Origin of the sequence: Streptomyces sp. MMG1533, assembly GCF_001279775.1 — a bacterium.
Lineage (GTDB): Bacteria > Actinomycetota > Actinomycetes > Streptomycetales > Streptomycetaceae > Streptomyces.
In genome coordinates this window covers 40,165-65,537 of record NZ_LGDG01000229.1, presented here as the reverse complement: position 1 = coordinate 65,537, position 25,373 = coordinate 40,165, and the positions used below count along the sequence as shown (strand labels likewise).

Sequence of the window (25,373 nt, the reverse complement as noted above, 5' to 3'; positions counted from 1 at the left end):
ATGGTACGAGGAATGCGCGCTACTGCTTGACGCCGCCGGAGGCCAGTCCGCTCTGCCAGTACCGCTGCAGCATCAGGAACGCCACGACGAGCGGGACGATCGAGATGAGTGAGCCGGTCACGACGAGCGCGAGCATGTCGCTGCTGGCGCCCGCTCCGCCGTTCTGGGCCTGGGCGGCCCAGGAGGAGAGGCCGACCGTGACGGGGTACAGGTCGGGGTCGTTGAGCATGATCAGTGGCAGGAAGTAGTTGTTCCAGGTCGCCACCAGGGTGAACAGCAGGACCGTCACCAGGCCGGGGCCCAGCAGCCGGAGAACTATCCGGAAGAAGATCCGGGCCTCGCCGGCGCCGTCGATCCGGGCGGCCTCCAGGATGCTGTCCGGTACGGCGTCCTCGGCGTAGACGCGCATCAGGTACAGGCCGAACGGGTTGACGAGCGAGGGCAGGATGATGGCCCAGGGGGTGTTGACCAGCCCCGCCTTCGCGAAGAGCAGGTAGGTCGGGATCGCCAGGGCCGTGGTCGGCACCATGACGGCGCCGAGGACGAGGTTGAAGGCGGCCCGGTCGCCGCGGAAGCGGAACTTGGAGAACCCGTAGCCGCCGGCCGCGGCGAGGAGGGCGGCGCCGACCGCGCTGACGCCGGCGTACATCACCGTGTTGAGCAGCCAGCGCAGGAAGACGCCGTCGTCCTGGGTGAAGGTCTCCTTGATGTTCGCCAACAGTTGCGGGGTGTGGGAGAACCACAGGCCGAAGCTGTTGATCAGGTCCTGGGTGTTCTTGGTCGAGGCGATCAGCAGCCAGAACAGGGGGAGGAGGAAGTAGGCGAGGGCGGCCAGCATGGCGATCGTCAGCGGGGTGCTGCGGCGACGGGATGACGGCCTGGGGCGCCTCTTGCGGTCCGTGCCGGCAGTTCGCCGAGCGGTCGGTTCGGCGGCGGCCGGGGGAGTGAGGGTCGTCACGAGGTCCTCCTGCGGTTCGCGGTGAGCAGGACGCCGTAGGAGACGATCACGATGGCGAGGCCGAGGAGGAAGGACACCGTGGCCGCGTAGTTGACCTGCTGGCCGGTGAAGGAGAGGGAGTAGGCGTAGAGGTTGGCGGTGTAGGAGCTGCTGATGACGTCCGGGGCGATGTTCATCAGCAGCTTGGGCTCGTTGAACAGCTGGAAGCTGCCGATCACGGAGAACAGCAGGGTGAGCAGCAACGCAGGGCGCAGTGCGGGGAGTTTGACGGACCAGGCGATGCGCCAGGCGCCGGCGCCGTCCATCGCGGCCGCCTCGTACAGCTCGGTGGGGATGGTGCGCAGGGCGGCGTACAGGATGATCATGTTGTAGCCGACGAACTCCCAGGTCACGATGTTCGCCAGGCTGCCCAGCATCCAGCCGTCGCCGAGGAAGTCCGGGACGGGCAGGCTGAGTTTCCGGCTGAGCTGGGCGAACGGGCCGAAGTCGGGGCCGTAGAGGTAGCCCCACATGAGCGTGGCGACCACGCTCGGCACGGCGTACGGGACGAAGATGCCGAGCCGGATCACCCGGGCGAGCCGCAGCAGGCCGCTGTCCAGGGCGAGCGCGAACAGCAGCGCCAGCAGCAGCATCACGGGTACCTGGATCACGAAGAACAGCGCTACACGCCCGACACCGTGAAGGAACTGCGAATCGCCAAGAGCCTGGGCGTAGTTGTCGAGCCCCACGAACACCGTGCCGCCGATGAGGCGCTCCTGGAAGAGGCTCAGGTAGGCGGCGTAGCCGAGCGGCGCGAGGAAGAGCAGGAGGAACAGCACCATGAACGGTGCGACGAACAGTGGCCCTGCCGACGCGCGGTGGCTCTTGTCACCGCGCCGGGGGCGTGTCGGCCCGTCTCGGCGCCGGCCCTTGGGAGAGGCCGCGGTTGTGGCAGTCATCATCGGCCCTTTCTGAGGGGTGGGTTGGGCTGAGGGGAGACGGGCGGACCCCGCGTGGCCGCGCGGGACCCGGCGAACCGTCAGGTGCGGACGGTGAAGCCCTGCTTCTCGGCGTACGTGGTGAGCCGCTGCTGCCAGGTGCCGAGCGCCGCGACGGTGTCGGACTTGTCGGCGAGTGATGTGCCGACCGTCTCGGTCCAGTCGGTCGCGGCCTGGTCGAGGAACGGCGGCCACTGGAAGGAGGAGTTGACGGTTTCGCCGATGTCGGCGAAGACCTGGTTGACCTTCTGGCCGCCGTAGAAGGCGGATGCGTCCGAGACGAACGACGTGTCTGTGAGCAGGGCTTTGGTGGCGGGGAAGAAGAACTGCTCGGTGGCGAACATCTTCGCGCTCGCCGGGTCGCTGTTGAGGAACTGGGCGAACATCGCCGCCGCGATGGGGTTCTTGGTGGAGCGGATGACCGCGGTGGTCGAGCCGCCCCAGTTGCCGGAGCTCGGCTTGGAGGCGTCCCACTGCGGCAGCGGGGCCGCCCGCCACTTGCCGGCGGTGGCCTTGGCGGAGCCGGAGAGGAAGACCGGGCCCCAGGCCGCGGTGATCCAGGTGGCGTACTTGCCCTTGTTGAGGGCCGTGTACCAGGAGTCGGTGAAGTCCGGCTCGACGCCGATGACTCCCTCCTTCGCGAGCCCGCCCCAGTACTCGCCGAGCTTCTTCGAGGCCGCGTCGTCGACGCTGATGGTGATGTCGCTCTTGCCGGATGTCACGTACGGCTTGGCGCCCGCCTGCCACAGCAGTCCGTGCCAGGCGGCGACCTGGTTGGCCGCGAGGTTGGTGAGGTAGACGTCGGGGTCGGCCTTGTGGAGCTTGCGGGCCGCTTCGGCGAACTCGTCCCAGGTCTTGGGCACGTCGATGCCGTGCTTGTCGAAGATGTCCTGCCGGTACAGCATGCCCATCGGGCCGGTGTCCTGCGGGATCGCCCAGACCTCGCCGTCGCTGCCGCTGACCTGGCCCCAAGTCCAGTCCACGAAACGTCCCTTGAGGGCGGACGCGCCGTACGGCCGTAGATCCAGCAGGCTGTCCGTGATGGTGAAGGTCGGAATGGCCTGGTACTCGATCTGCACCATGTCCGGAGCGCCGCTTCCGGCCTTCAGCGCCGTGCGCAGCTTGGTGTACTGCGGGGTGCCCTGACCGGCGTTGACGACCTTGACCTTGATGGCCGGGTACTTCTTCTCGAAGAGCGCGATCTCCTTGGCGATGTTCGGGACCCAGGTCCAGAACGTCAGCTGGGTCGGGGTCTTCATGGCCTTGTCGATGTCGGCCTGGCCGACCGGCTTGGCGGCGGCGGATGAGCTGCCGCTGTCGCCGCTGCAGGCGGACAGTGCGGCGCCCAACGAGACCGCTCCCGCGGCGGTGAGGAAGAGCCGGCGGCTCATCTGGGAAGGGCTGGGGATGGAGCTGGACCTGCGCATGGTGAACTCCCACCGATGACTGAGTGAGGGGCACGCCGGACGAAGGCGTGCGGAAAGAGGTGACGAGGGAGAAAGAAGGCTCTGACGTGACGGCCAGGACACTGAGGTCGACATGGCGCGGTGTACGTCCTGGGGGCCTTCGCCCGGTGGGCGTTCGCTGCCGAGAAGGAAGCCTGTGGCCGGGGGAAGGGACGGGATGGAACGGAGAACTGTTGCGGCGAACCTACTCAGTGGCCGCCGCGTGAGGGGAGGAGACTCGTCGCCCGTGTAACGGGGTTTCCGTGAACTGCGGGACGAGGGCTGGAAAGGCAGCCCCCTGCTTGGGCTGATCTGCCCTGGTCAGCCATGGGCGGACGTACCTCCGTCCAGGGGCGGACCGTGCCGGGCCCCACTCGGACGAGAGGCGGTGCGCCGACCGCGACCTCGGGGTGTCCGGGTCGGTGGGGGCGCGGTCGAGGCGCGGACCACGAGGTCCACCGGTGGTTCACTCGCCGGCAGGGGGTCTGCCTGCGGGTTCTCGATGGTGTGTACGAGGCGTTTGATCCCCTCCTGCGCCACGACGTCGAAAGGCTGACGCACCGTGGTGAGGGGAGGAGCCACATAGGCCGCGACGGGGATGTCGTCAAAGCCGACGACGCTGACGTCCTCCGGCACGCGTCGGCCGGCCTCCGTCAGCGCCCGGATGAGGCCGATCGCCATGTCGTCGTTCGCGGCGAACACCGCAGTCAGGTCTTCGACAGTGGCCAGTTCGCGGCCCGCCGCGTAACCGGAGGCCGCCGACCAGTCGCCCTCGATGACCGGCGGCACCGATCTGCCGTTCTCGGTGAGCGCGGACCGCCAGCCCTCCGCACGGTCCCGGGCGGAGTACCACCGTTGCGGACCGGCGAGATGATGGACCGTCGCGTGCCCCAAGTCCAGCAGGTGCTCGGTGGCCGTGTGTGCCATCAGATCGGCGCCGACGCCCGCGGCCAGCGCCCTGGGCGCGGGGAACGGTGGCGCGCCCAGAACGAGAACGGGTACGTCGAGACGGGCTCCGAGGTCTCCGTCCTGCCCGTCGTCGATCGGCTCGGAGATGACGATGCCGTCCACGCCCTGGTCGAGGAGCGAGTCGACGGCCCCGCCGATCCCGGCCGGGTCGCCCTCCATGGTGTTGACCACACGCAGGGCGTAGCCCGTGTCCCGTACGGCGCGCTCCACTCCCATGATCAGCGAGGCGGGCCCGTACAGGGCGGTTCCCAGCGTCACGACACCGATGGACCGGGTACGTCCGGAGGCCAGTGCCCGGGCGGCGTTGTTCAGCCGGTAGCCGAGTCCCTCCGCGGCATCGAGAACGCGCCGGCGCACTTCGGCGGAGACGTACGGCTCGTCGTTGAAGACCCGGGACACCGTCTTCTGTGAAACACCCGCCAGCAGGGCCACATCCACGCTGCGCGGTGCGCCGGAACTCCCGCCCCGTCTTGCCCCTCGCGTCATGGTGTCTCCCGACGATCGTGATCCGAGACGGTGCCAGCCGATTTCCGTCTGACTGCGCCGTCTGACTGCGCTGCCATGTCTACGCAGTCAGACGGAGGCCGTCAAGGGTCCGGAACATATTCGTAACGTCGCGCGAACCCCCGCTCGGCTTGCGGACAGTGCGTGCCGGCGAAACGGCGGCGAATGAGCCCGAAGCCTTGACGGATGGCGTCTGACTGCGTAGACATCTCCGCGGGATTTCCCGTGCGGGATCGCGGTGCCGCAGGCTCGTCAGTGACCGCATCCCGCCGAAATCCGTGGAGTCCGCCTGCCCGGCGCGTGCGAACCGCGTTGCGGTGGCCGGGGCCTCGTCGACGCTTGTCCGCCGGTCGGAGAGGGAGGCACCCACCGCTTGCGACCCGGGCGGCTGGTTTTCTTCAAGTGCCGGTTGCGCCAGTCAGCAGCGCAACTCGCAACTGCAGTCGATCGGAGCTCGAAGCGTGCGCCGGTGTGTTCGGGCGGTCCGTGTGCCGCCGGTGAGCGGCGCGAAACGGTCCCTCGGCAGTTCGACGGCTTCGTCCGGCACCGATGGCAATGACGCGATCAGGACGCGTTTGCCGGCGATGTTCAGCGCCTGGCGCCCGCCGGCTCGTCGCCAGGACGCACGGTTCGGGGCACGCCGACAGCTGGGTGCCGATCAGCTCGGCAGAGACGTCGACCGGATGCTCGCCGCCGTCCAGCGCGATCAGCGTCTCCGGTCAGACGGCATGCGACGGGTGGCCGGAGCGCCGCAGGGGCCCCGGCGCCAGGGCCGCAGCGGCCCTCACGGCAGCCCCGCCGCCTCGCCCTGTCCCTGCTGACGGGCAGTCAGACGCGCGGTGTCTGCGAGGACTTCGTCACCCGAGTGCTCGGCGCGTTCTGACCGTGCGTACCCACATTCAGCGTGCCTTGACCAAGCTCGGTGCCCGCGACCGTGCTCAACTCGTCGTCATCGCCTACCAGACCGGCTTGGTACGCGCCGAGCCGTCCAGCTTCCGACGGCGGTCGCCGCGATGGCTCCGGAGCCGCAGGGGAGAGGGCGTCGCGCTGGTTGCCGGTCGGCCGGGACGGGCTCTGGATCTGGAGCGGATCCGTACGGCCTTCGGGCTGTATCTGATCGCCGCCGGTGCGGGCGTGCCACAAACTGATCACTCGACCGTCGTCGTCGCCGACGACGAGGGAAGGCCGTTGCTTTGACCGGCAATCGTCATCCGACAGGACTCGCCCGATTCCCAGCCGGCTTGATGTATTCCGATATGGGAATATGATGGCTGCCATGGCACGAGCAGCGACGACGTCGGACGCGTTCAACGCGATCGCCGAGCCGCAGCGCCGGGACATCCTGGCGCTGCTGCGGGCGGGTGAGCGGCCGGTGACCGACCTGGCCCAGGAGCTGGGGATGAGCCAGCCGCGGGCGTCCAAGCACCTGCGGGTGCTCCGGGAGGTGGGGCTGGTGCGGGTCCGCGAGGCGGGCAAGCAGCGCCTCTACGGCCTGGACGCCCGAGGGCTGCGGCCGGTCCACGAGTGGGTCGGCGGATTCGAGCGGTTCTGGAACGAGAGTTTCGACCGGCTGGACACCTACGTGCAGGACCTCAAGCAGACACGGCAGGAGGAATGACCGATGACTGGGGCAAGGCAAGAAACGCGGGCGGAGTCGGCGACGGCCGACCGGGAGATCGTGATCTCCCGGGTCATCGACGCCCCGCGGGAGCTGGTGTTCGAGGCGTTCACCGAGGTCCGGCACCTGTCGCGGTGGTGGGGTCCGGAGGGGTTCACCACCACCACGCGGTCCTTCGAGTTCCGCGAGGGCGGGGAGTGGGTCTTCGTGCTGCACGGGCCGGACGGGACCGACTACTCCGAGTGGATCCGCTGGCTGCGGATCGCCCCGCCGGAGCGGATCGCGCTGCTGCACGGTGAGTCCCGCGACGACCCGAACGCCTTCGAGTCGGTCCTGACCTTCGCGCCGGACGGCGCGGCGACCCGGATCGTGATGCGCACGGTGTTCCCCACCAAGGAACTGCGCGACGAGGCGGTCGAGAAGTACCACGCGATCGAGGGCGGCCGACAGACCCTGAGCAGCCTGGCGGCCTACGTCACCGACCTCGCGCGGAAGGGGGCGGAGGGCTGATGGCCGGGAAGGTGTTCTTCAGCGTGTCGATGTCGCTGGACGGCTTCATCGCGCCCGAGTCCGTGCCCGTTGAAGACGAGCTCTTCGCGCCCGACAAGCAGGACGACCCGGACGTTCAGCACTGGATGGCGCAGTGGATGGAACTGCAGCAGTGGATCTTCCCGCTGCGGTTCTTCCGGGAGAACCTGAAGCTGGGCGAGGGCGGCGAGGAGGGCCGCGACAACGACGTCGCGCGGGAGACGTTCGAGCGCACCGGCGCGAGCGTCATGGGCAAGCGCATGTTCGACCTCGGCGAGCGGTCATGGCCGGAGGAGGCGCCCTTCCACACCCCCGTCTTCGTCGTGACACACACCAAGCGTGACCCGTGGGAGCGGCCCGGCGGCACCACGTTCCACTTCGTCAACGACGGCATCGAGCACGCCCTCGACCAGGCCCGCGAGGCCGCCGGTGACCGCGACGTCCGCATCGCCGGCGGCGGCGCGACGATCCTGGAGCACCTGAACGCCGGCCTGGTCGACGAGTTCTCGATCACACTGTCACCGGTGCTTTTCGGCGCCGGCACCCGCCTGTTCGACGGCGTGGACGCGTCCAGGATCGCGCTGGAGCCGATCCGTTCGGAGCCGTCGTCACGGGTGACGCACCTGACCTACGCCGTGCACCCACGGTAGCCGCGCCACCACCTCACCCCAGCGACCCGAGCATCCACGGCGCACACGGCGCGGGTCGCTCGAAGAAGGCGAGGGCCAGCACGAAGTGCACCACGACGCGCGCCGGGAGCAGCCGCAGCCGCTGCTGTCGAGCGCCGGTGTCCTCCAGAATCGCGTCGACCAGCTCAGGGTCGATGGTCTCGGTCAACTCGCCGCTCGGGTGCGGTGTCCCGGCTGACGAGAGCGCTGCCGTCGATCATGGGCAGTCCGACGCCGCCGCGGGCCTTCTCGACGTGGTAGGTGCGGTGGTGATCCTCGAGCAGGCCGTCCTCACCGCAGGCCGGCTCGTGGGACGTGCTGACGATCCTGTTGCGCGGCTGTCATGAAACGGCTGGCGACCAGCGGGATGACGATGATCGTGGTCACCCATGAGATCGGCTTCGCCCGCGGCGTCGCCGACGAAGTGGTCTTCATGTCCGAGGGCCGGCTTGTCGAGAAGGGCCCGCCGTCCCAGGTCATCGACGCGCCCGTCCACGAATCCACGCGCAACCTTCACGACAGCATCCTGTGACAGCAGCGCCGGTCTGTCCCGAGGCGAGCCGGCGCCATGAACGGTGTGTGGAACACCCGGGAGCCTCGGGTCAGATGGCGTCGCGGATGGCCTGTTCGAAGCCCTCGACGTGGCTTCGGGCGAGCCGCGACGCCGTGTCGGGGTCGCCTGCGACGATCGCCTCGATCAACGGTTTGTGCTCTTGGACGTGGCCGGCCATGCCGGGCAGGCGGTCGATGAACAGGCACCAGATACGGGTGGCCAGGTTGTCGTGGCGGACGAGGGTGTCCTCCAGATACGGGTTGTGCGTGGCGGCGTAGGTGGCGCGGTGGACCCGGAGGTCCAGGCGCATGAGCTCGGCGGCGTCACGCCGAGGCGAGTCCACGCTCTCCAGGTCCCGCAGCAGGTCCGTCAGGGTCGCACGGTCGATGGCCGTGCCGCGCCGCGCGGCCTGGGCGGCGGCCAGGGGCTCCAGCTCCTGGCGCACCTCGGAGATGTGGGCCAGGTCGGTGATGTTGACCTCGGTGGCGAAGGTGCCGCGCCGGGGGTAGGTCGTGATCAGGCGCTCGTACTGGAGCCGCTTGAGCGCCTCGCGCACCGGGGTCCGCCCGACGCCGAGGGACTGGGCCAGCTGGTCCTCGTTGATCGGTGCGCCCGGCCGGATGTCGAGCATCACGAGCTGGTCGCGGATGGCGCGGTAGGCGCGCTCGGCGAGGGACAGCTCCTCGCCCCTGGGCTCGGTCGCCATCTGCTGCATGAAGCCCCCTGCCTGCTGCACGTAGTCCCCCTTGACCTGTCCGGAAGACTCCCATACCGTATCGCAGAGTCTGATATATCAGTTGCTCATTAGTTGGCTCTCAGGATGGTGCACAGATGGCAACGAACCCGTCGCTCACCCCGGTCGCCTCCCCCCTCTCCCGCCCGCTCGGCGAACTCGACCCCGATGTCGCCGCCGCCGTCGACGCCGAACTGCACCGTCAGCAGTCGACCCTCGAGATGATCGCCTCCGAGAACTTCGCCCCGGCCGCGGTCATGGAGGCCCAGGGCTCGGTCCTGACCAACAAGTACGCCGAGGGCTATCCCGGCCGCCGCTACTACGGCGGCTGCGAGCACGTCGACGTCATCGAGCAGCTCGCCATCGACCGGGTCAGGGAACTGTTCGGCGCCGAGGCCGCCAACGTGCAGCCGCACTCGGGTGCCCAGGCCAACGCGGCCGCGATGTTCGCTCTGCTCGACCCCGGCGACACGATCCTCGGCCTCGACCTGGCGCACGGCGGGCACCTGACCCACGGCATGCGCATCAACTACTCCGGCAAGCTGTACAACGTCGTGCCGTACCACGTGCGCGAGTCCGACCTGCGGATCGACATGGACGAGGTCGAACAGCTCGCTCTCGCGCACCGGCCCAGGATGATCGTCGCCGGGTGGTCGGCCTACCCCCGCCGGCTGGACTTCGCCGCGTTCCGACGGATCGCCGACGAGGTGGGCGCCTACCTGATGGTGGACATGGCGCACTTCGCCGGGCTGGTGGCCGCGGGCCTCCACCCGAACCCGGTGCCGTACGCCGACGTCGTGACGACCACGACGCACAAGACCCTCGGTGGCCCGCGTGGCGGTGTGATCCTCAGCCGGGCCGGCCTGGCCAAGAAGATCAACTCCGCGGTCTTCCCGGGCCAGCAGGGCGGCCCGCTGGAGCATGTCATCGCGGCGAAGGCGGTGGCCTTCAAGGTGGCGGCGGGCGAGGAGTTCAAGGAGCGCCAGCAGCGCACCCTGGACGGCGCCCGCATCCTCGCCGGACGGCTGCTGGCCGACGACGTGGCCGAGGCCGGGATCACGGTGCTGACCGGCGGCACCGAAGTGCACCTGGTCCTCGTCGACCTGCGGAACTCCGTGCTCGACGGGAAGCAGGCCGAGGACCGGCTGCACCGCGTCGGCATCACCGTCAACCGCAACGCGGTGCCGTTCGACCCCCGCCCGCCGATGGTCTCCTCGGGGCTGCGGATCGGCACCCCCGCCCTGGCCACCCGCGGCTTCGGCGCGGAGGAGTTCCGGGAGGTCGCCGACATCATCGCCGAGGCCCTGAAGAGCGGGCACTCCGACGACGAACTGCGCGCCCGGGTCGAGAAGCTCGCCGCCGCCTTCCCCCTCTACCCCCACCTGAACGGAGCCGCGGCATGACCAGCACGCCGCTGCCGGAGCATCCGGACTTCCTCTGGCGCAACCCCGAGCCGCGCTCCTCGTACGACGTCGTCATCATCGGCGCGGGCGGCCACGGCCTGGCCACCGCCTACTACCTGGCCAAGAACCACGGCATCACCAACGTCGCCGTCCTGGAGAAGGGCTGGCTGGCGGGCGGCAACATGGCCCGCAACACCACGATCATCCGCTCCAACTACCTGTGGGACGAGAGCGCGGCGATCTACGAGCACGCGCTCAAGCTGTGGGAGCGGCTGCCGGAGGAGCTGGGCTACGACTTCCTGTTCAGCCAGCGCGGCGTCCTCAACCTCGCGCACACCCTGCAGGACGTCCGCGAGGGCATGCGCCGCGTCAACGCCAACCGTCTCAACGGCGTCGACGCCGAGTGGCTCACACCGGACCAGGTCGGCGAGGTCTGCCCGATCGTCAACCTCTCGCCGCGCACCCGGTACCCGGTCCTCGGCGGCACCTTCCAGCCACGGGCCGGCATAGCCAAGCACGACCACGTCGCCTGGGCGCTGGCCCGCAGGGCCGACGAGCTGGGTGTCGACCTCATCCAGGGCTGCGAGGTCACCGGCTTCCTCAAGGACGGCGACCGGGTCGTGGGCGTCGAGACCAACCGCGGTCGTATCCACGCAGGCCGGGTCGGACTCGCGGCCGCCGGGCACAGCGGCGTGCTGGCCGAGCGGGCCGGATTCCGCCTGCCGATCCAGTCGCATCCGCTGCAGGCGCTGGTGTCCGAGCTGCACGAGCCGGTGCACCCGACGGTCGTCATGTCGAACCACGTGCACGTCTACGTCTCCCAGGCCCACAAGGGCGAGTTGGTGATGGGCGCGGGCGTCGACTCGTACAACGGCTACGGGCAGCGCGGCTCCTTCCACGTGATCGAGCAGCAGATGGCCGCCGCCGTCGAGCTGTTCCCCGTCTTCGCCCGCGCGCACGTGCTGCGGACCTGGGGCGGCATCGTCGACGTCACCCCGGACGCGTCCCCGATCATCGGCACCACCCCGGTGGAGAACCTCTACGTCAACTGCGGCTGGGGCACCGGCGGGTTCAAGGCCACCCCGGCCGCCGGCTGGGCCTTCGCGCACACCATCGCCACGGGTGAGCCGCATCCGCTGAACGCCCCCTTCGCCCTCGAACGTTTTGCGACGGGCGCCCTGATCGACGAGCACGGCGCCGCGGCCGTGGCCCACTGAGGAGGACACCGTGCTGCTGATCAGCTGCCCCTGGTGCGGACCGCGGGACGAGACCGAGTACCACTACGGGGGACAGGCCCACGTCCCCTACCCCGAGAACCCGGCCGACCTCACCGACGAGCAGTGGGCCGAGTACGTCTTCTACCGCGACAACCCCAAGGGCCCCTTCGCAGAGCGGTGGATGCACAGCACCGGCTGCCGCCGCTGGTTCAACGTCCTGCGCGACACCGCCACCTACGAGGTGCTGACCTCCTACCGGCTCGACGAGCCCCGCCCCGAACTGCCCCAGGCCGGAGGGAACCGATGACCGACCAGCACTTCCGGCTGCGGCAAGGGAGCCGCGTCGACCGCGGCGCCGTGCTGCGATTCACCCTCGACGGGCGGGAACTGACCGGGCACCCCGGAGACACCGTCGCCTCGGCGATGCTGGCGAACGGACTCGTCGAGGTCGCTCCGTCGATCTACCGCGGCCGCCCGCGCGGCATCGTCGCCGCGGGCGTCGAGGAGCCCAACGCCCTGTTGCAGATCGGCGGTTCGTACTCGGAGGGCATGCTGCCGGCGACGGCGGTGGAGCTGTACGACGGCCTGTCCGTCACGACGCTGTCCGGGATGGGCCGGCTCGACCCGGGCGCCGACCCCGCCGTCTACGACAAGAAGTACGTGCACACCGACGTCCTGGTCGTCGGCGCCGGACCGGCCGGGCTCGCTGCCGCCGCGGCTGCCGCCGGCTCCGGAGCCCGCGTGATCCTCGTCGACGACCAGCCCGAGCCCGGCGGTTCGCTGCTCTCGGGTGCGCAGACCGGCCTGACGTGGGTCGCCGACGTCCGCGCCGCGCTCGACTCCGCCCCCGAGGTCGTCGTACTGCAACGCACCATGGCCTTCGGCTCGTACGACGACAACTACGTGCTGGCCCTGCAGCGGCGCACCGACCATCTCGGAGCCGGCGCCCCCGACGCCTCCGCGGGCGTCTCGCGCCAGCGGCTGTGGCACATCCGGGCCCGCCAGGTGGTCCTGGCGACCGGCGCGCACGAGCGTCCGCTGGTCTTCGCCGGCAACGACCGACCCGGGGTGATGCTCGCCGCGGCCGTGCGTACGTACCTCAACCGGTACGCCGTGGCCCCGGGTTCGCGGGCCGTGGTGAGCACGACCAACGACAGCGCCTATGACACGGTCGCCGACCTCCACGCCGCCGGGATCGACATCGCCGCCGTCGTGGACGCGCGCCCCGGGCTGTCCCACCGGGCCGCCGAGGTCGCCGTGGCGACGGGGGTGCGGGTGCTGACGGGCAGCGCGGTGGTCGACACGGCGGGGGAGGGCCGACTGGCCGCCGTCACCGTCCAGGCCCTCGATGCCGACGGTCAACTCACCGGCGCACCACAGTCGTTCGACTGCGACCTGCTCGCCGTCTCCGGCGGCTGGAGCCCGGTGGTGCACCTGCACAGCCAGCGCCAGGGCAAGCTCCGCTGGGACGAGGACCTGGTCGCCTTCGTCCCCGACGGCACCGTACGGGACCAGCAGGTCGTCGGTGCCGCCCGCGGGACGTACGATCTCGACGGCTGTCTGGGCGAGGGGGCGCGGGCCGGTGCACGGGCCGCGACGGAGGCCGGGTTCCCGGTCCCCGTGCCCGCACCGCCCTCCGGTGATGCCCAGGGCTCGGGCCCGGTGCGCGCCCTGTGGCTGGTGCCCGCCCTCGAAGGCGAACCCGGCACCTGGGACACCCACTTCGTCGACCTGCAGCGCGATGTCACCGTCGCCGACGTCTGGCGGTCCACCGGCGCCGGCATGCGCGGTGTCGAGCACGTCAAGCGCTACACCTCGCTCGGCACGGCGGGCGACCAGGGCAAGACGTCCGGCGTCAACGCGATCGGGGTGATCGCCGAAGCCCTCGGCGGTTCACTGGGAGAGATCGGCACCACGGCCTATCGGGCGCCGTACACACCGGTGGCGTTCGCCGCCCTGGCGGGACGTGAGCGCGGCGAGTTGTTCGATCCGGAGCGGACCACCTCCATCCACAGCTGGCACGTGGCCCACGGCGCGGAGTTCGAGGACGTCGGGCAGTGGAAGCGCCCCTGGTACTTCCCCCTGCCCGGTGAGGACATGGACACGGCCGTGGCCCGCGAGTGCCGCGCGGCCCGTGAGGGGGTGGCGGTCATGGACGCCTCCACCCTCGGCAAGATCGAGCTCTGGGGCGCGGACGCGGGCGAGTTCCTCAACCGCATCTACACCAACGCCTTCAAGAAGCTCAAGCCCGGCCTCGCCCGCTACGGCGTGATGTGCAAGCCCGACGGCATGATCTTCGACGACGGTGTGACGCTGCGCCTCGACGACAACCGCTACTTCATGACCACCACGACCGGGGGCGCCGCAGGCGTCCTGGACTGGCTGGAGGAGTGGCTGCAGACCGAGTGGCCCGAACTCGACGTCCACTGCACCTCGGTGACCGAACAGTGGACGACGATCGCGGTCGTCGGCCCCAAGTCACGCGAGGTCGTCGCCCAGCTCGCGCCCGAAGTCGACCTGTCCGCCGAGGCGTTCCCCTTCATGGCCTTCCGCGAGACCACCCTGGCCTCCGGTGTCCCGGCCCGCATCTGCCGGATCTCCTTCTCCGGCGAACTCGCCTACGAGATCAACGTCTCCGCGTGGTACGGCCTCGCCGTCTGGGAGCAGGTGCACGAGGCCGGACAGCCGTACGGCATCACCCCGTACGGCACCGAGACCATGCACGTCCTGCGGGCCGAGAAGGGCTACATCATCGTCGGCCAGGACACCGACGGCACCGTCACCCCGCAGGACGCGGGCATGTCCTGGGTCGTCTCCAAGCAGAAGGACTTCATCGGAAAGCGGTCCTACGCCCGCGCCGACACCGCCCGCACCGACCGCAAGCAGCTCGTCGGCCTGCTGCCGGCCGACCGCACGACCCGGTTGCCCGAGGGCACCCAACTCGTCGCGCCGGACGTGCCGATCACCCCGGAGGCCGGGCCGGTGCCGATGCTCGGCCACGTCACCTCCAGCTACCACAGCCCGGCCCTCGGCCGCCCCTTCGCCCTCGCCCTCGTGGCCGACGGACGGGCCAGGATCGGCGAGACCCTGCTCGCCCCGGTGGGCGACGATCTGGTGCCCGTCGAGGTGGCCGACTTCGTCCTCTACGACCCCGAAGGGACCAAGCGAGATGGCTGAGCTGACCGAGGCCGGCCCGGTGCACCTGCGCCGCAGCCCGCTGGCACATCTGGAAGAGCGGATGCGCGCCGCCGCCGTCACGGGCGCCCGCGGCGTCACGGGCGCCCGCGGCGTCACGCTGACCGAGTGGCCGTTCGTCACCATGGTGAACCTGCGCGTCGACCCCGCTTCCGAAGCGGCCGACCGCATCGAGAAGGCCGTCGGGGCGCCGCTCCCGCAGCAGTGCGGCGACACCTCGACGTCCGGCCCCCACACGGTGCTCTGGCTCGCCCCCGACGAGTGGCTCGTGCTGTCCCAGGCCGAAGAGACCGCCGTCGCCGCCGAGTTGCGGAAGGCACTCGGAGGAGACCCGGGCTCGGTCGTGGACGTCTCGGCGAACCGCACCACGCTGGAGCTCAGCGGCCCGGCCGCCCGGCAGGTACTGGAGAAGGGCTGCCCGCTGGACCTGCATCCCCGGGTCTTCGGTCCCGGCCGGGCGGTGTCGACCACGGTGGGCCCTGTCGCGGTGCTGCTCTGGCAGGTCGACGACCTGCCGACGTACCGGCTGTTCCCACGGTCCTCGTTCGCCGACTACCTGGCGCGCTGGCTCCTCGACGCGATGACCGAGTACGACGGCCCGGAGGTGCCCTGATGGGCACGTCACCGAATGTCGAGCACGTCCTCACCCTCGACTGCCCCGAGGCTCCCGGCATCGTCCTTGCCGTCTCGCGGTTCCTGGTCGGGCAAGCAGCGACATCATCGACAACCAGCAGTTCGGCGACCGCCGCGACGGCCACTTCTTCATGCGGGTCGGGCCTCGACGCCCTCGACCAGGAGTTGCCGGTGGTTCCCCACGGGACCGGCCTGCCGCTTCGGACGTCCCCGACCCACGGGGCGGGCGACGGGAAGCGGCCACGGCCGGTGCCGTGAGGCGAACGCCGGGGTCAGGCTGCCTGGCCGACCTCGGCCTCGTCGAGGCGCTTGGCCCTGGGGATCAGGAGAACCAGCATCGTGCCCACGGCACAGCATCCGACGACCAGCCAGAGCCCGTTGGTGAAGCCGGTGTCGAGATAGAACTGAGTGCCCTTGAGGACGGCCCCGTGCTGGGCCATCACGACGAAGGCCAACTGGGAGACGACGATCTGTGCGACGCCCTGGCCGAGTGTCTGGACGCCGTTGGCCAGTGCCTGCTCTTCGGGGGTGACCACCTCGATGATCATGATGGGCACGATGGCCATGACGATGCCCGTGCCCAGCCCCGCGATCAGACCCATCCCCACGATCTGCTGGGCGTTGTGGTGCAGCTGGGTGCCGATGCCGTAACCGAGGACCGTGAGCGCGGAGCCGGTGCCCAGGATGATGCGCGCATCCACCCGGCGGGCGAGCAGACCGGTGCCGACGGCCGCCACGATGATCATGGCGCTGATGGGGCTCGTGACGATCGCGTTCCGGGTTCCGGACCAGCCCAGGCCCTCGGAGATGGTGGGGATGTTCGGCATCAGTATCAGCAGCTGTATCACCACGCCGACGGCGCTGAGTGAGCCGGCCGCGATGGATGTGGCCAGCAGGACGGTCCACACCGGACGACGCCGTGTCATGGCCGGCGGGAACAGCGGTTCGGCGACCCGGCGCTCGACGAGCACGAAGACGACCAGTGTGATCAGCGCCCCGGCGACCCAGGTGGCGAACTTGCCGCTGTCCCAGCCCCAGTGTGATCCCTGGCCGATGGCGTAGACGATCGCCGTGACCCCTCCGCCGAGGAGGATTCCGCCGATCCAGTCCATCCGGCCGCCCGCCGCGCGAATCGGGCTCTCGGGCACGAAGGCGGCCACCAGCAGGAAGCTTACGGCGGTGCTGATGGCCATGAACCACAGAACGCCGCGGAAGCCGTAGTCGTCCAGGAGCCAGCCGGACAGGAACGGCCCGCCGAAGGCGACGAGGCCGACACCGCCGGCGAGGATCCCGCTGGCGAGTCCGACCCAGCGGCGGGGGAACACGTCGCGGGTGATCGCGTAGGCGAGCGGGGCGGTGGCGGCGTAGATGCCCGCGATGCCGCGCCCGATCAGCAGGGTGCGGTAGTCGGTGGCGACGGCGGCGATCAGGTCGCCGACGAAGCCCAGACCGGTGGCGACGAGCAGGACGCGCTTCTTGCCGAAGAGGGCCGCGGCCTTGACTGCGAAGGGCAGAAAGAACGTCCCTGTCAGCAGGGTCATCAGGGTGAACCAGGCGATCTCGGTGGTCCGGAAGTGGATCGCGACCTCGGCCTGTGCGATGCCGGACAACGCGGCCATGAGCGCGACCAGTTGGACGGTCCACACGAGGGCGATGACGACGAGCACGTTGCGCGAGGTGGAGCGGGATCCCTCCTGCGTCTGCGGGGGAGGGGTTTTTGTCTGGGACATCGGCGGCCTTCCGTGGGTGAGCGGAGATGCGGAGAGTGGCTCTGGTCCAGGCGGCGTGGGGGACGTCCGGCGCGTGATCGGCTCCTGCCGGTCACACCGGCGAGAGCGGCTACTGGTCCGGGAAGAGCGGGACCCGGGGGCAGTGCGTGGCGGTCGCAAGCGCCGGCATACGTGCCTCCCGTCTGCAGCTCCGGTGCGGCTGACCGGTAAAATAGACCTAGCGGTCGGTACAATCAATGAAGTGCGCGGAAAAAGGGGCCCAAGGTGCTGAGCAGTCTGGTGAGACGGCTCCCGCTAGCGCTGTGACCTGCGCATTCGGCTCGTCGCCGACGGATTGTCCCGCAGGGCGTGGCCCGATTCCGTCCCGCTCAGTGGAATCGCGGACGTGCTCCAGCCCAAGGAATTCGGGCCACGCCTGCCGCCTCTGGCGCCTCTGCCACGTCTGCCGTGGCCACCGAGGACGCTGAGCGGTTGCCGACCGGGGCGGTGCGGTTGCCGACCGGGGCGGTGCGGCGGATCCTCGGGCATCTGACGGGAACGGAGGGGAAGACCTTCAGGTACGGCCCAGGGGCTGGCCGAGGGAACGGCCGAAAGGACGCCCGGAAGAACGCCCGAGGAAACAGTCGCGCCATCCAGGAGAGTGGTGGGATGACCACCGAATTCACCACCCGCCTCACCGAGGCGGTGGTCGACAGCATCGAGGGCACGGCCGACCCCCGGCTGCGCGAGCTGCTCGCCGCCCTCACCCGCCATCTGCACGCCTTCGTCCGCGAGACCCGGCCGACCATGACGGAATGGGAGAGGGCCGTCGGATTCCTGACGGCGACCGGGCAGGCATGCACGGACACCCGGCAGGAGTTCGTCCTCCTTTCGGACGTGCTCGGCATCTCGATGCTCGTCGAGACGATCAACAGCGACGGACGGGGAGGCGTGACGGAGTCGACGGTGCTCGGCCCCTTCCACATGACCGAGTCCCCGGTCCGCGCACTCGGCGCAGACATCGACCTGGTCGGCGGCGGCGAGCCGTGCGTGGTCAGCGGGCGCGTGCTGTCCCGGGACGGCACCCCGCTGCCGGGCGCGGTCCTCGACGTCTGGCAGGCGAACGCCGAGGGCTACTACGACGTCCAGCAGCCGGAGATCCAGCCCCCGGGCAACGGGCGAGGCCTGTTCACGGCGGACGGCGGGGGGCGCTTCTGGTTCCGCACCTGCGTGCCCAGCCCGTACCCGATCCCCACGGACGGCCCCGTCGGGGACCTCCTTCGGGCCACGGGCCGACACCCCTACCGCCCGGCCCACATCCACTTCATCGCCTCGGGTGAAGGGCATGCGCCGGTCACCACGCACATCTTCGTGGCGGGCAGCGACCACCTCGACTCGGACGCCGTGTTCGCAGTCAAGGAGAGCCTGGTCCAGGACTTCACCGAAACCGACGACCCGTCCCAGGCGCGGGAGTTCGGCGTCCCGAACCCCTTCCGGCACGCGCGCTTCGACCTCGTACTCGACCCGGTGCGCTCATGAGGGAGTTCGCCTACGAGGCCCAGCCCATGCGGGTCGTCCTGCGGCCCGGCGCCTCGGTCACCGCGACCCCGGACGAGGCCGAACGGCTCGGGCTGCGGCGGCTGTTGGTGGTCAGCGGGCCACGGGGCGCCCGGACGGCCCGGGCCGTCGCGGACGCGTTGGGCGGCGCCTGTGCCGGGCTGCACACCGAGGCCCGTATGCACGTTCCCGCGGAGGTCGCCGACCGGGCCGTAGAGGTCGCCCGGGCAGTCGGCGCCGACGGCTGCGTGGCGGTCGGCGGCGGCTCCGCCATCGGCCTCGGCAAGGTGATCGCGTTGCGCACCGGGCTGCCGCTGGTCGCCGTGCCGTCGACCTACTCGGGCTCCGAGATGACCCCGGTCTGGGGCCTGACCGAACACGGCGCCAAACGCACCGGCCGTGATCCGTCGGTCCTGCCGCGCAGCGTCGTCTACGACCCCGAGCTCACCCTGTCGCTCCCGGTGAGCCTGTCCGTGACCAGCGGCATCAACGCGGTGGCGCACGCGGCCGAGGCACTGTACGCGCCGGACGCCTCGCCGCTGGTGTCGCTGATGGCCGAGGAGGGCGCACGGGCCATGGCGGGTGCGCTGACCGACGTGGCGGCCGATCCAGGGGACCTGGACGCCCGCGGCCGTGCCCTCTACGGAGCCTGGCTCTGCGGTGCCGCACTCGGTGCGACCACCATGGGCCTGCATCACAAGCTGTGCCACGTCCTCGGCGGCACCTTCGGGCTGCCGCACGCCGAGACCCACACCGTGGTCCTGCCGTACGCCCTCGCCCACAACGCGCCCGCCGCGCCCGAGGCCATGACGGCGCTCGGCCGGGCCCTGGACGGCGACGATGTCCCGCTCGCCCTGTGGGAACTGGCCGGTCGCCTCGGCGCACCCCGTTCCCTCGCCGAACTCGGCCTGGCAGAAGCCGACTTGACGGTGGCGGCCCGCGAGGTGACCGGCCAGGCGTACCCGAACCCGCGGCCGGTCGGCGTGGCGGACGCCCTGGGCGTACTGAGAGCGGCGTACAAGGGCGACCGGCCGGCACCGGGGCCCTGACCTCCCACCCGGGCCATGCTCGCCCCGTGGACGCCCTCTTGACGTCGGCCCGACCTCGGCCGACACTCCAGATGGGAATCCTAGTGAACAGGTAGGGAAACATGGGGCGCCTTGGACCGGTCACCACCGACGTGAGCCGTACGTCCGGGCAGTCACCCCTTCTGACACCCCTTCTGACATCCCGCCGTCACATCGACCTGCTGCGAGTATGCAGCGCGATCAGCCCCCTGGGCTGAGTCCCGTCTTCCCTCGCGCCCCGACGGGTGCCGTCGCACGCGGGGGAGGGCCGTCTCTCACTGCCCGACGTCGCTTCCGCCGCGCGTACGTCCACGCGTCCACCCCGGGGAGAACCATGTCCGTCACACCGCTCGCCGCCGTCCCCTCCGCCCAGCCCGCCCCCGCCTTCAGGGGAAGGATCGGCCAGGACGCGCGCAGCGGGCACTACGCCGTGCCCCGCCGCTACCGACTCCATCTCGCACCCGCCTGTCCGAACGGGCTGCGCATCGCCGTCGTGCACAGCCTGCTCGGCCTCGACGACGCCTGTCCGGTCACCTTCCTGGACGCGGTCCCCGACGGTCCCGACGGGGGACATTCCGCGCTGCGCCCGTTGTACGAGGCGAGCGCGCACCGGTACGCCGGGGCGGCCGTCGGGCCGGTGCTCAGCGACGACTGGTCGGGGCGGATCGTCAGCACCCACGCCGCGGACATCACCCGCGACCTGGCCCGGCACTTCGGCGGCGGCCGCCCGGCGCTGTACCCGTGCGGGGCGGAGTCGGAGATCGAGGCCGTGGAGCGGCTGTGCGGGCAGGGCATCGAGCAGGCCGCTCAGGAGGCCGGGGCTGCGGGATCCGAACCGGCGGCGCGGGCCGCGGGACTCGCCGGGCTGCTCGAGACGCTGGGTTCGCTGGAGCGGTGGCTCGTCGGGTGCGACTACCTGATCCGCGATCAGATCACCGCGGCCGACGTCGAGTTGTGGGTCACGCTGGTCCAACTCGACACCGTGCACCGCCACCACCTGGACGCCGCCGCGGTGCACCGCATCGCCGACCACCCCGTCGTGTGGGCCTACGCCCGCCGCCTGGCCACCCACCCGGCCTTCGGCGCCCACCTCGACATCGACGGCATCGCCCGCCGGCACCACGCGCACTGCCGGGGCCTGGAGGCCGCCGGAGCGGCCGTGCAGATCCTCGACTGGGCCGCCCATGCCGGCCGGGGTGCCTGACCGTTCCTCGAGAAGAGCCGCCGAAGCCGGAACAGACCGCACGGGCGGGCCGTTGTGACTGACGACGACACGCGACCCGTGCACGACGACCCGTGCACGACGACCCGTGCACGACGACACGCGCACGACGACCCGTGCACGACGATCCCGGCGCACCGGACGGAGGTGGAGGAGTTGCCCCGCACACCCCACCCCCGTGTGCTGAACCCGCGCCGCCGTGTCCTCCTCCACTCCCGGCCGCACATCGACCTGCAGCGCGTGGCCGGCGCGCTCTGTTGTTCCTGACCCGTCGCTCCCCGCCGCGCCCTCCCGACGAGGGCCGGTGATCTCGTACGGACTTCCAGGAAGGCACCCCCTCTTGTCCTCGGCACCCTCTTCTTCCCCGCTGCACCTTGCCGTCGCCCTGGACGGCACCGGCTGGCATCCGGCCTCCTGGCGCGAGCCGGTGGCCCGTCCCCGCGACCTGTTCACCGCCGGATACTGGGCCGACCTGGTCGCCGAGGCGGAACGCGGTCTGCTCGACTTCGTGACCATCGAGGACGGCCTGGGCCCGCAGTCCTCCCACTTCCTCGCCCCGGACGAGCGCACCGACCAGGTGCGTGGCCGCCTGGACGCCGTCCTGATCGCGGCGCGCATCGCCCCGCTGTCCCGGCACATAGGACTGGTCCCGACCGCGGTGGTCACGCACACGGAGCCGTTCCACATCTCCAAGGCGATCGCCACCCTCGACTACGTGAGCACCGGCCGGGCGGGCCTCAGGGTGCAGATCACCGCCCGCCCGAACGAGGCCGCGCACTTCGGCCGCCGCACCATCCCCCGCATCGAGGCCTACGACAGCCCGGACACCCGCGACCTGGTGACCGACCTCTTCGACGAGGCGGCCGACTACGTCGAGGTCGTACGCCGCCTCTGGGACAGCTGGGAGGACGACGCGGAGATCCGGGACGTCGCCACCGGCCGCTTCGTCGACCGCGACAAGCTGCACTACATCGACTTCCGGGGCAGGCACTTCAGCGTCAAGGGGCCCTCCATCACGCCCCGCCCGCCACAAGGCCAGCCGCCGGTCAGCGCCCTCGCGCACGACATCGTGCCGTACCGCCTGGTGGCCCGGGCGACCGACATCGGCTACGTCACCCCGCACGACACCGACCAGGCCCGCGCGATCGTCAACGAGATCCGCGCCGAGCAGAAGACGGCCGGCCGCGCCGACCAGCTCCTGCACGTCTTCGGGGACCTGGTGGTCTTCCTCGACGACGACCCGGCCGAGGCAGCGGCCCGCCGGGACCGTCTCGACGCCCTCGCGGGGGAGCCGTACACGAGCGACGCGCGCATCTTCACCGGGAACCCGGCCCAACTAGCCGATCTTCTGCAGGAGTTGGCGTCGGCCGGTCTAACGGGCTTCCGGCTCCGTCCCGCCGTCCTCGGCCACGACCTCCCGGCGATCACCCGGGGCCTGGTCCCCGAACTCCAGCGCCGCGACGCCTTCCGCCGCGTCTACGAGGCCGACACCCTGCGCGGCCTGCTGGGCCTGGCCCGCCCCGCCAACCGCTACGCCGCCGCCTGAGCCGGAAGGACCGCAGACATGAGCAAGCCGCTGAAGCAGATCCATCTGGCCGCCCATTTCCCCGGCGTCAACAACACCACGGTCTGGAGCGACCCCGAGGCCGGCAGCCACATCGAGTTCAGCTCCTTCGCCCACTTCGCGCAGACCGCGGAACGCGCCAAGTTCGACTTCCTGTTCCTCGCCGAGGGGCTCAGGCTGCGCGAACAGGGCGGGAAGATCTACGACTTGGACGTCGTCGGCCGCCCGGACACCTTCACCGTCCTCGCCGCGCTCGCCGCCGTCACCGAGCGCCTCGGCCTGACCGGCACCATCAACTCCACCTTCAACGAGCCCTACGAGGTCGCCCGCCAGTTCGCCAGCCTCGACCACCTCTCCGGCGGCCGCTCCGCCTGGAACGTCGTCACCTCCTGGGACGCCTTCACCGGCGAGAACTTCCGCCGCGGCGGCTTCCTCCCGCAGGAAGAGCGCTACTCCCGGGCGAAGGAGTTCCTCGCCACCGCGAACGAACTCTTCGACTCCTGGCAGGGCGACGAGATCCTCGCCGACCGGACCACCGGTACCTTCCTGCGCGACGCGAAGGCCGGCTCCTTCGTCCACACCGGGCAGCACTTCGACATCCACGGCCGGTTCAACGTGCCCCGCTCCCCGCAGGGCCGCCCGGTCGTCTTCCAGGCCGGCGACTCCGAGGAGGGCCGGGAGTTCGCCGCCTCCGGCGCCGACGCGATCTTCAGCCGGTACGCCACGCTCGACGCGGGCCGGGCCTTCTACACGGACGTCAAGAACCGTCTCGCCAAGTACGGCCGCAGCCACGACCAGCTCAAGATCCTGCCCGCCGCGAGCTTCGTCCTCGGCGACACCGACGCCGAGGCCGAGGAGATCGCCAAGGACGTCCGCCGCCGGCAGGTCAGCGGGGCCACCGCCATCAGGCACCTGGAGTTCGTCTGGAACCGGGACCTGTCCTCGTACGACCCGGACGGCCCGCTGCCCGACATCGACCCGGACCTCGGCGACCACCACATCGCCCGCGGTCGGGCCCAGGTGCGGATGTACCGGGACCCGTCGGCCACCGCCCGCGAGTGGCGCGAGCTCGCCGAAGCCAACAACTGGTCGATCCGCGACCTGGTCATCGAGACCGGCAACCGCCAGAACTTCGTCGGCTCCCCGGCCACCGTGGCGAAGACCATCAACGACTTCGTCCAGTTGGATGCCAGTGACGGCTTCATCCTCGTCCCGCACATCACCCCGACCGGCCTGGACGGCTTCGCCGACAAGGTCGTCCCCCTGCTCCAGGAGCAGGGCGTGTTCCGCACGGAGTACGAGGGCCCGACCCTCCGCGACCACCTCGGCCTCGCGCTCCCGGACGCCGTACGGGGTGAGCAGCGGGCGGCGTCGTGAAACCGCTCGCCGGGAAGGGCGCCGGCGCTCACTCCCTCCAGTCGAGCTGATGCTCGGGAGTGCCCGCCGCGCGGCCGTACGCGATCGCTTCGGCGCGGCCCGCCTCGTCGCCGCGCCGGTAGCGGAAGACCTTCCCGGCGAAGACCACCACGCGTTTGTCACCGGCGGTGAAGTCGGCGTACCAGCCGTTCTCCGGTTCCAGCGCGGCGGAGAAGGCGTTCGCGAGCCCGGCGACGTCCTCGCCGTCGCTCTCCCACTCGACGAACGTCCACAGCCGCGGCTGCGCGTCGGTCGCGCTCGCCCCGACGTCGAGCCGGCCGACCTTCCGCAGCCGCAGTCCGTGCGGCTCGAACACCGCGCCGGGCCGGAGGCTTTCGCCGATGACGTATCCGCTGATCACGTGCTGTCTCCCTGAAGATCGGTGCCCTGCGTGCGGACGACGCTACGACGCCATGACTGACATCCTGTGTCAGTCATACGGTGAGGGAGTGATCGCCCGATGCGAGCGGACCGACTGCTGTCGCTGCTGCTCTGCCTGCAGTCCCGCGGACAGCTGACGGCCCGTCAACTCGCCGAGGAGCTGGAGGTGTCGGTCCGTACCGTCTACCGGGACCTGGAGGCGCTCGGTGCCGCCGGAGTGCCGGTGGTGGCCAGCGGAGGCCCCGGCGGCGGGTGCCGCCTCCTGGACGGCTGGCGCAGCCCGCTGCTCGGTATCAGCGCCGAGGAGGCGACGGCGCTGCTGGCCGTCTCCTCCGGCGGCCCGCTGGAGCGGATCGCGCTGGGCGACGCGCTGGCGCAGGCGAGGCTGAAACTGCTGGCGTCGCTGCCGGCGGCGGGCCGCGAGCACGCGAACACCGCGGCGAGCCGCTTCCACATCGACACACAGGCATGGTTCAAGCCGCCCGAACCGGTCCCGCACCTCGCCGTGCTCGTCGACGCGGTACGTCGGGACAGGCGCCTGCGCCTGACCCACGCGAGCCGGTCCGTCGCGAGGGTCGTGGACCCGCTGGGGCTCGTCGCGAAGGCGGGCGTCTGGTACCTCGTCGTTCGATCGAGCAGAGGAATCCGCGCGCACCGGGCGTCAAGGATCGCGGCAGCGGACCTCCTCGCCGAAGGCTTCACCCGCCCGGCGGACTTCGTCCTCGCGGACTACTGGGCGCACTGGACCGCCGAGTTCGAGGCGAGCCTGGACCGACTCCCCGTCACCGTACGCCTCACGTCGGACGCACTCGCCGCCCTGCCCGAGGTCCTCGGCGACACCTCCTCCGGCGCCCGCGCGACCCCGGACCCGGAGGACGGCTGGCACCGTCTGGTCCTCCGCTTCGACTCACCACGCGCCGCTTGCCGCCGCCTGCTGGCCTTCGGTCCCGACGCCGAGATCCTCGAACCTGCGGAGGTCCGGGAGGAGTTGGCCGAGACCGCCCGCCGCACAGCCGCCCGTTACCGGGAGCCGGGCGGCTCCGTGCCATGATCGAC

25 protein-coding genes and 2 pseudogenes are annotated in these 25,373 nt (G+C 70.8%); 19 read left to right on the top strand and 8 right to left on the bottom strand.

Features of this window, described 5'->3' with window-relative positions; translation table 11 throughout:
- Positions 1 to 19 precede the first annotated feature (19 nt).
- The 4 genes from ADK57_RS28335 to ADK57_RS28320 form a co-directional block, all read right to left on the bottom strand.
- Entirely contained in the window at positions 20 to 958 is a 939-nt protein-coding gene (locus tag ADK57_RS28335) for a carbohydrate ABC transporter permease (RefSeq protein ID WP_053752433.1), read from the bottom strand.
- Positions 955 to 1,899, bottom strand: coding sequence for a carbohydrate ABC transporter permease (locus ADK57_RS28330; RefSeq protein WP_107091661.1), 945 nt, complete (start codon positions 1,897 to 1,899; stop codon positions 955 to 957). The genes ADK57_RS28335 and ADK57_RS28330 overlap by 4 nt, the downstream gene beginning before the upstream one ends.
- Positions 1,900 to 1,976: 77 nt before the next feature.
- Complete coding sequence (locus ADK57_RS28325; RefSeq protein WP_053752431.1) at positions 1,977 to 3,362, bottom strand: ABC transporter substrate-binding protein; 1,386 nt, start codon at positions 3,360 to 3,362, stop codon at positions 1,977 to 1,979.
- 339 nt (positions 3,363 to 3,701) lie between these two features.
- A complete protein-coding gene (locus ADK57_RS28320; protein WP_078973385.1) occupies positions 3,702 to 4,835 on the bottom strand; it encodes a LacI family DNA-binding transcriptional regulator in 1,134 nt (377 codons plus the stop codon).
- Positions 4,836 to 5,732: 897 nt separating this feature from the next.
- Here ADK57_RS28320 and ADK57_RS49285 point away from each other — a divergent pair.
- The 4 genes and pseudogenes from ADK57_RS49285 to ADK57_RS28300 form a co-directional block, all read left to right on the top strand.
- Positions 5,733 to 5,840, top strand: a pseudogene (locus ADK57_RS49285) (DNA-binding response regulator); the annotation flags it as partial.
- A 289-nt stretch (positions 5,841 to 6,129) separates the two neighbouring features.
- Positions 6,130 to 6,471, top strand: a complete 342-nt coding sequence (locus ADK57_RS28310) for an ArsR/SmtB family transcription factor (RefSeq protein ID WP_053752428.1) — start codon at positions 6,130 to 6,132, stop codon at positions 6,469 to 6,471.
- Positions 6,472 to 6,474: 3 nt separating this feature from the next.
- A complete protein-coding gene (locus ADK57_RS28305; RefSeq protein WP_053752427.1) occupies positions 6,475 to 6,981 on the top strand; it encodes an SRPBCC family protein in 507 nt (168 codons plus the stop codon).
- On the top strand, positions 6,981 to 7,649 hold the full coding sequence (locus tag ADK57_RS28300; RefSeq protein WP_053752426.1) for a dihydrofolate reductase family protein: 669 nt from the start codon (positions 6,981 to 6,983) through the stop codon (positions 7,647 to 7,649). The genes ADK57_RS28305 and ADK57_RS28300 overlap by 1 nt, the downstream gene beginning before the upstream one ends.
- Before the next feature lie 13 nt (positions 7,650 to 7,662).
- Here ADK57_RS28300 and ADK57_RS47915 read toward each other — a convergent pair whose 3' ends face one another.
- Entirely contained in the window at positions 7,663 to 7,836 is a 174-nt protein-coding gene (locus ADK57_RS47915) for a transposase domain-containing protein (protein ID WP_078973383.1), read from the bottom strand.
- Between the two features lie 168 nt (positions 7,837 to 8,004).
- Between ADK57_RS47915 and ADK57_RS47910 the strand changes: the two are divergent.
- Positions 8,005 to 8,199 (top strand): annotated as a pseudogene (locus ADK57_RS47910) (ectoine/hydroxyectoine ABC transporter ATP-binding protein EhuA); the annotation flags it as partial.
- Between the two features lie 70 nt (positions 8,200 to 8,269).
- On the opposite strand, the gene ADK57_RS28295 reads toward ADK57_RS47910, so the two are convergent.
- Positions 8,270 to 8,935 (bottom strand): GntR family transcriptional regulator, encoded by a 666-nt coding sequence (locus ADK57_RS28295; protein WP_053752442.1) that lies wholly within the window; start codon positions 8,933 to 8,935, stop codon positions 8,270 to 8,272.
- Between the two features lie 116 nt (positions 8,936 to 9,051).
- Between ADK57_RS28295 and glyA the strand changes: the two genes are divergently transcribed.
- Genes glyA through ADK57_RS28265 form a run of 6 tightly spaced genes read left to right on the top strand, consistent with a single transcriptional unit; the run spans position 9,052 to position 15,659 of the window.
- Positions 9,052 to 10,356, top strand: a complete 1,305-nt coding sequence (gene glyA, locus ADK57_RS28290; protein WP_053752425.1) for a serine hydroxymethyltransferase — start codon at positions 9,052 to 9,054, stop codon at positions 10,354 to 10,356.
- Positions 10,353 to 11,573, top strand: coding sequence for a sarcosine oxidase subunit beta family protein (locus tag ADK57_RS28285; RefSeq protein ID WP_053752424.1), 1,221 nt, complete (start codon positions 10,353 to 10,355; stop codon positions 11,571 to 11,573). The genes glyA and ADK57_RS28285 overlap by 4 nt, the downstream gene beginning before the upstream one ends.
- A gap of 10 nt (positions 11,574 to 11,583) precedes the next feature.
- Entirely contained in the window at positions 11,584 to 11,880 is a 297-nt protein-coding gene (locus ADK57_RS28280) for a sarcosine oxidase subunit delta (protein ID WP_053752423.1), read from the top strand.
- The gene (locus tag ADK57_RS28275) at positions 11,877 to 14,750 is read left to right on the top strand and encodes a sarcosine oxidase subunit alpha family protein (protein ID WP_053752422.1); all 2,874 of its coding nucleotides are present in this window, start codon (positions 11,877 to 11,879) and stop codon (positions 14,748 to 14,750) included. The genes ADK57_RS28280 and ADK57_RS28275 overlap by 4 nt, the downstream gene beginning before the upstream one ends.
- Positions 14,743 to 15,381, top strand: a complete 639-nt coding sequence (locus ADK57_RS28270) for a sarcosine oxidase subunit gamma (protein ID WP_053752421.1) — start codon at positions 14,743 to 14,745, stop codon at positions 15,379 to 15,381. The genes ADK57_RS28275 and ADK57_RS28270 overlap by 8 nt, the downstream gene beginning before the upstream one ends.
- Positions 15,381 to 15,659 carry a hypothetical protein gene (locus ADK57_RS28265; RefSeq protein ID WP_053752420.1) on the top strand — a complete coding sequence of 93 codons (279 nt, stop codon included), beginning with the start codon at positions 15,381 to 15,383 and terminating at the stop codon, positions 15,657 to 15,659. The genes ADK57_RS28270 and ADK57_RS28265 overlap by 1 nt, the downstream gene beginning before the upstream one ends.
- Before the next feature lie 14 nt (positions 15,660 to 15,673).
- Here ADK57_RS28265 and ADK57_RS28260 read toward each other — a convergent pair whose 3' ends face one another.
- Positions 15,674 to 17,131: an MFS transporter gene (locus ADK57_RS28260; RefSeq protein ID WP_053752419.1), complete on the bottom strand. Its 1,458-nt coding sequence runs from the start codon at positions 17,129 to 17,131 to the stop codon at positions 15,674 to 15,676.
- Positions 17,132 to 17,779: 648 nt separating this feature from the next.
- On the opposite strand from ADK57_RS28260, the gene ADK57_RS28255 reads away from it, so the two are divergent.
- The 7 genes from ADK57_RS28255 (at position 17,780) to ADK57_RS28230 (ending at position 23,897) form a co-directional block, all read left to right on the top strand.
- Positions 17,780 to 18,649, top strand: a complete 870-nt coding sequence (locus tag ADK57_RS28255; RefSeq protein WP_053752418.1) for an intradiol ring-cleavage dioxygenase — start codon at positions 17,780 to 17,782, stop codon at positions 18,647 to 18,649.
- A complete protein-coding gene (locus tag ADK57_RS28250; protein ID WP_053752417.1) occupies positions 18,646 to 19,716 on the top strand; it encodes a maleylacetate reductase in 1,071 nt (356 codons plus the stop codon). Before ADK57_RS28255 ends, ADK57_RS28250 begins: the two co-directional genes overlap by 4 nt.
- A gap of 101 nt (positions 19,717 to 19,817) precedes the next feature.
- The gene (locus ADK57_RS52275) at positions 19,818 to 19,952 is read left to right on the top strand and encodes a putative leader peptide (RefSeq protein ID WP_324612210.1); all 135 of its coding nucleotides are present in this window, start codon (positions 19,818 to 19,820) and stop codon (positions 19,950 to 19,952) included.
- Positions 19,953 to 20,068: 116 nt separating this feature from the next.
- Positions 20,069 to 20,938, top strand: a complete 870-nt coding sequence (locus ADK57_RS28245) for a glutathione S-transferase C-terminal domain-containing protein (RefSeq protein WP_053752416.1) — start codon at positions 20,069 to 20,071, stop codon at positions 20,936 to 20,938.
- Positions 20,939 to 20,992: 54 nt separating this feature from the next.
- Entirely contained in the window at positions 20,993 to 21,223 is a 231-nt protein-coding gene (locus ADK57_RS52575) for a putative leader peptide (RefSeq protein ID WP_053752415.1), read from the top strand.
- Positions 21,224 to 21,296: 73 nt separating this feature from the next.
- On the top strand, positions 21,297 to 22,502 hold the full coding sequence (locus ADK57_RS28235; protein ID WP_053752414.1) for an LLM class flavin-dependent oxidoreductase: 1,206 nt from the start codon (positions 21,297 to 21,299) through the stop codon (positions 22,500 to 22,502).
- Between the two features lie 18 nt (positions 22,503 to 22,520).
- The gene (locus tag ADK57_RS28230) at positions 22,521 to 23,897 is read left to right on the top strand and encodes an NtaA/DmoA family FMN-dependent monooxygenase (RefSeq protein ID WP_053752413.1); all 1,377 of its coding nucleotides are present in this window, start codon (positions 22,521 to 22,523) and stop codon (positions 23,895 to 23,897) included.
- A 28-nt stretch (positions 23,898 to 23,925) separates the two neighbouring features.
- On the opposite strand, the gene ADK57_RS28225 is transcribed toward ADK57_RS28230, so the two are convergent.
- Positions 23,926 to 24,297 (bottom strand): hypothetical protein, encoded by a 372-nt coding sequence (locus ADK57_RS28225; RefSeq protein WP_053752412.1) that lies wholly within the window; start codon positions 24,295 to 24,297, stop codon positions 23,926 to 23,928.
- Positions 24,298 to 24,396: 99 nt separating this feature from the next.
- Between ADK57_RS28225 and ADK57_RS28220 the strand changes: the two genes are divergently transcribed.
- On the top strand, positions 24,397 to 25,368 hold the full coding sequence (locus ADK57_RS28220) for a helix-turn-helix transcriptional regulator (RefSeq protein ID WP_053752411.1): 972 nt from the start codon (positions 24,397 to 24,399) through the stop codon (positions 25,366 to 25,368).
- Positions 25,369 to 25,373 lie beyond the last annotated feature (5 nt).

Excerpts from the sequence above, each read along its gene's own strand:
- ADK57_RS28330 (WP_107091661.1), bottom strand. The coding sequence starts at position 1,899 with ATGATGACTGCCACAACCGCGGCCTCTCCCAAGGGCCGGCGCCGAGAC.
- ADK57_RS28325 (WP_053752431.1), bottom strand. The coding sequence starts at position 3,362 with ATGCGCAGGTCCAGCTCCATCCCCAGCCCTTCCCAGATGAGCCGCCGG.
- ADK57_RS28320 (WP_078973385.1), bottom strand. The coding sequence starts at position 4,835 with ATGACGCGAGGGGCAAGACGGGGCGGGAGTTCCGGCGCACCGCGCAGC.
- ADK57_RS28310 (WP_053752428.1), top strand. The coding sequence starts at position 6,130 with ATGGCACGAGCAGCGACGACGTCGGACGCGTTCAACGCGATCGCCGAG.
- ADK57_RS28305 (WP_053752427.1), top strand. The coding sequence starts at position 6,475 with ATGACTGGGGCAAGGCAAGAAACGCGGGCGGAGTCGGCGACGGCCGAC.
- ADK57_RS28300 (WP_053752426.1), top strand. The coding sequence starts at position 6,981 with ATGGCCGGGAAGGTGTTCTTCAGCGTGTCGATGTCGCTGGACGGCTTC.
- ADK57_RS28295 (WP_053752442.1), bottom strand. The coding sequence starts at position 8,935 with ATGCAGCAGATGGCGACCGAGCCCAGGGGCGAGGAGCTGTCCCTCGCC.
- glyA (WP_053752425.1), top strand. The coding sequence starts at position 9,052 with ATGGCAACGAACCCGTCGCTCACCCCGGTCGCCTCCCCCCTCTCCCGC.
- ADK57_RS28285 (WP_053752424.1), top strand. The coding sequence starts at position 10,353 with ATGACCAGCACGCCGCTGCCGGAGCATCCGGACTTCCTCTGGCGCAAC.
- ADK57_RS28275 (WP_053752422.1), top strand. The coding sequence starts at position 11,877 with ATGACCGACCAGCACTTCCGGCTGCGGCAAGGGAGCCGCGTCGACCGC.
- ADK57_RS28270 (WP_053752421.1), top strand. The coding sequence starts at position 14,743 with ATGGCTGAGCTGACCGAGGCCGGCCCGGTGCACCTGCGCCGCAGCCCG.
- ADK57_RS28265 (WP_053752420.1), top strand. The coding sequence starts at position 15,381 with ATGGGCACGTCACCGAATGTCGAGCACGTCCTCACCCTCGACTGCCCC.
- ADK57_RS28260 (WP_053752419.1), bottom strand. The coding sequence starts at position 17,131 with ATGTCCCAGACAAAAACCCCTCCCCCGCAGACGCAGGAGGGATCCCGC.
- ADK57_RS28255 (WP_053752418.1), top strand. The coding sequence starts at position 17,780 with ATGACCACCGAATTCACCACCCGCCTCACCGAGGCGGTGGTCGACAGC.
- ADK57_RS28250 (WP_053752417.1), top strand. The coding sequence starts at position 18,646 with ATGAGGGAGTTCGCCTACGAGGCCCAGCCCATGCGGGTCGTCCTGCGG.
- ADK57_RS52275 (WP_324612210.1), top strand. The coding sequence starts at position 19,818 with ATGGGGCGCCTTGGACCGGTCACCACCGACGTGAGCCGTACGTCCGGG.
- ADK57_RS28245 (WP_053752416.1), top strand. The coding sequence starts at position 20,069 with ATGTCCGTCACACCGCTCGCCGCCGTCCCCTCCGCCCAGCCCGCCCCC.
- ADK57_RS28230 (WP_053752413.1), top strand. The coding sequence starts at position 22,521 with ATGAGCAAGCCGCTGAAGCAGATCCATCTGGCCGCCCATTTCCCCGGC.
- ADK57_RS28220 (WP_053752411.1), top strand. The coding sequence starts at position 24,397 with ATGCGAGCGGACCGACTGCTGTCGCTGCTGCTCTGCCTGCAGTCCCGC.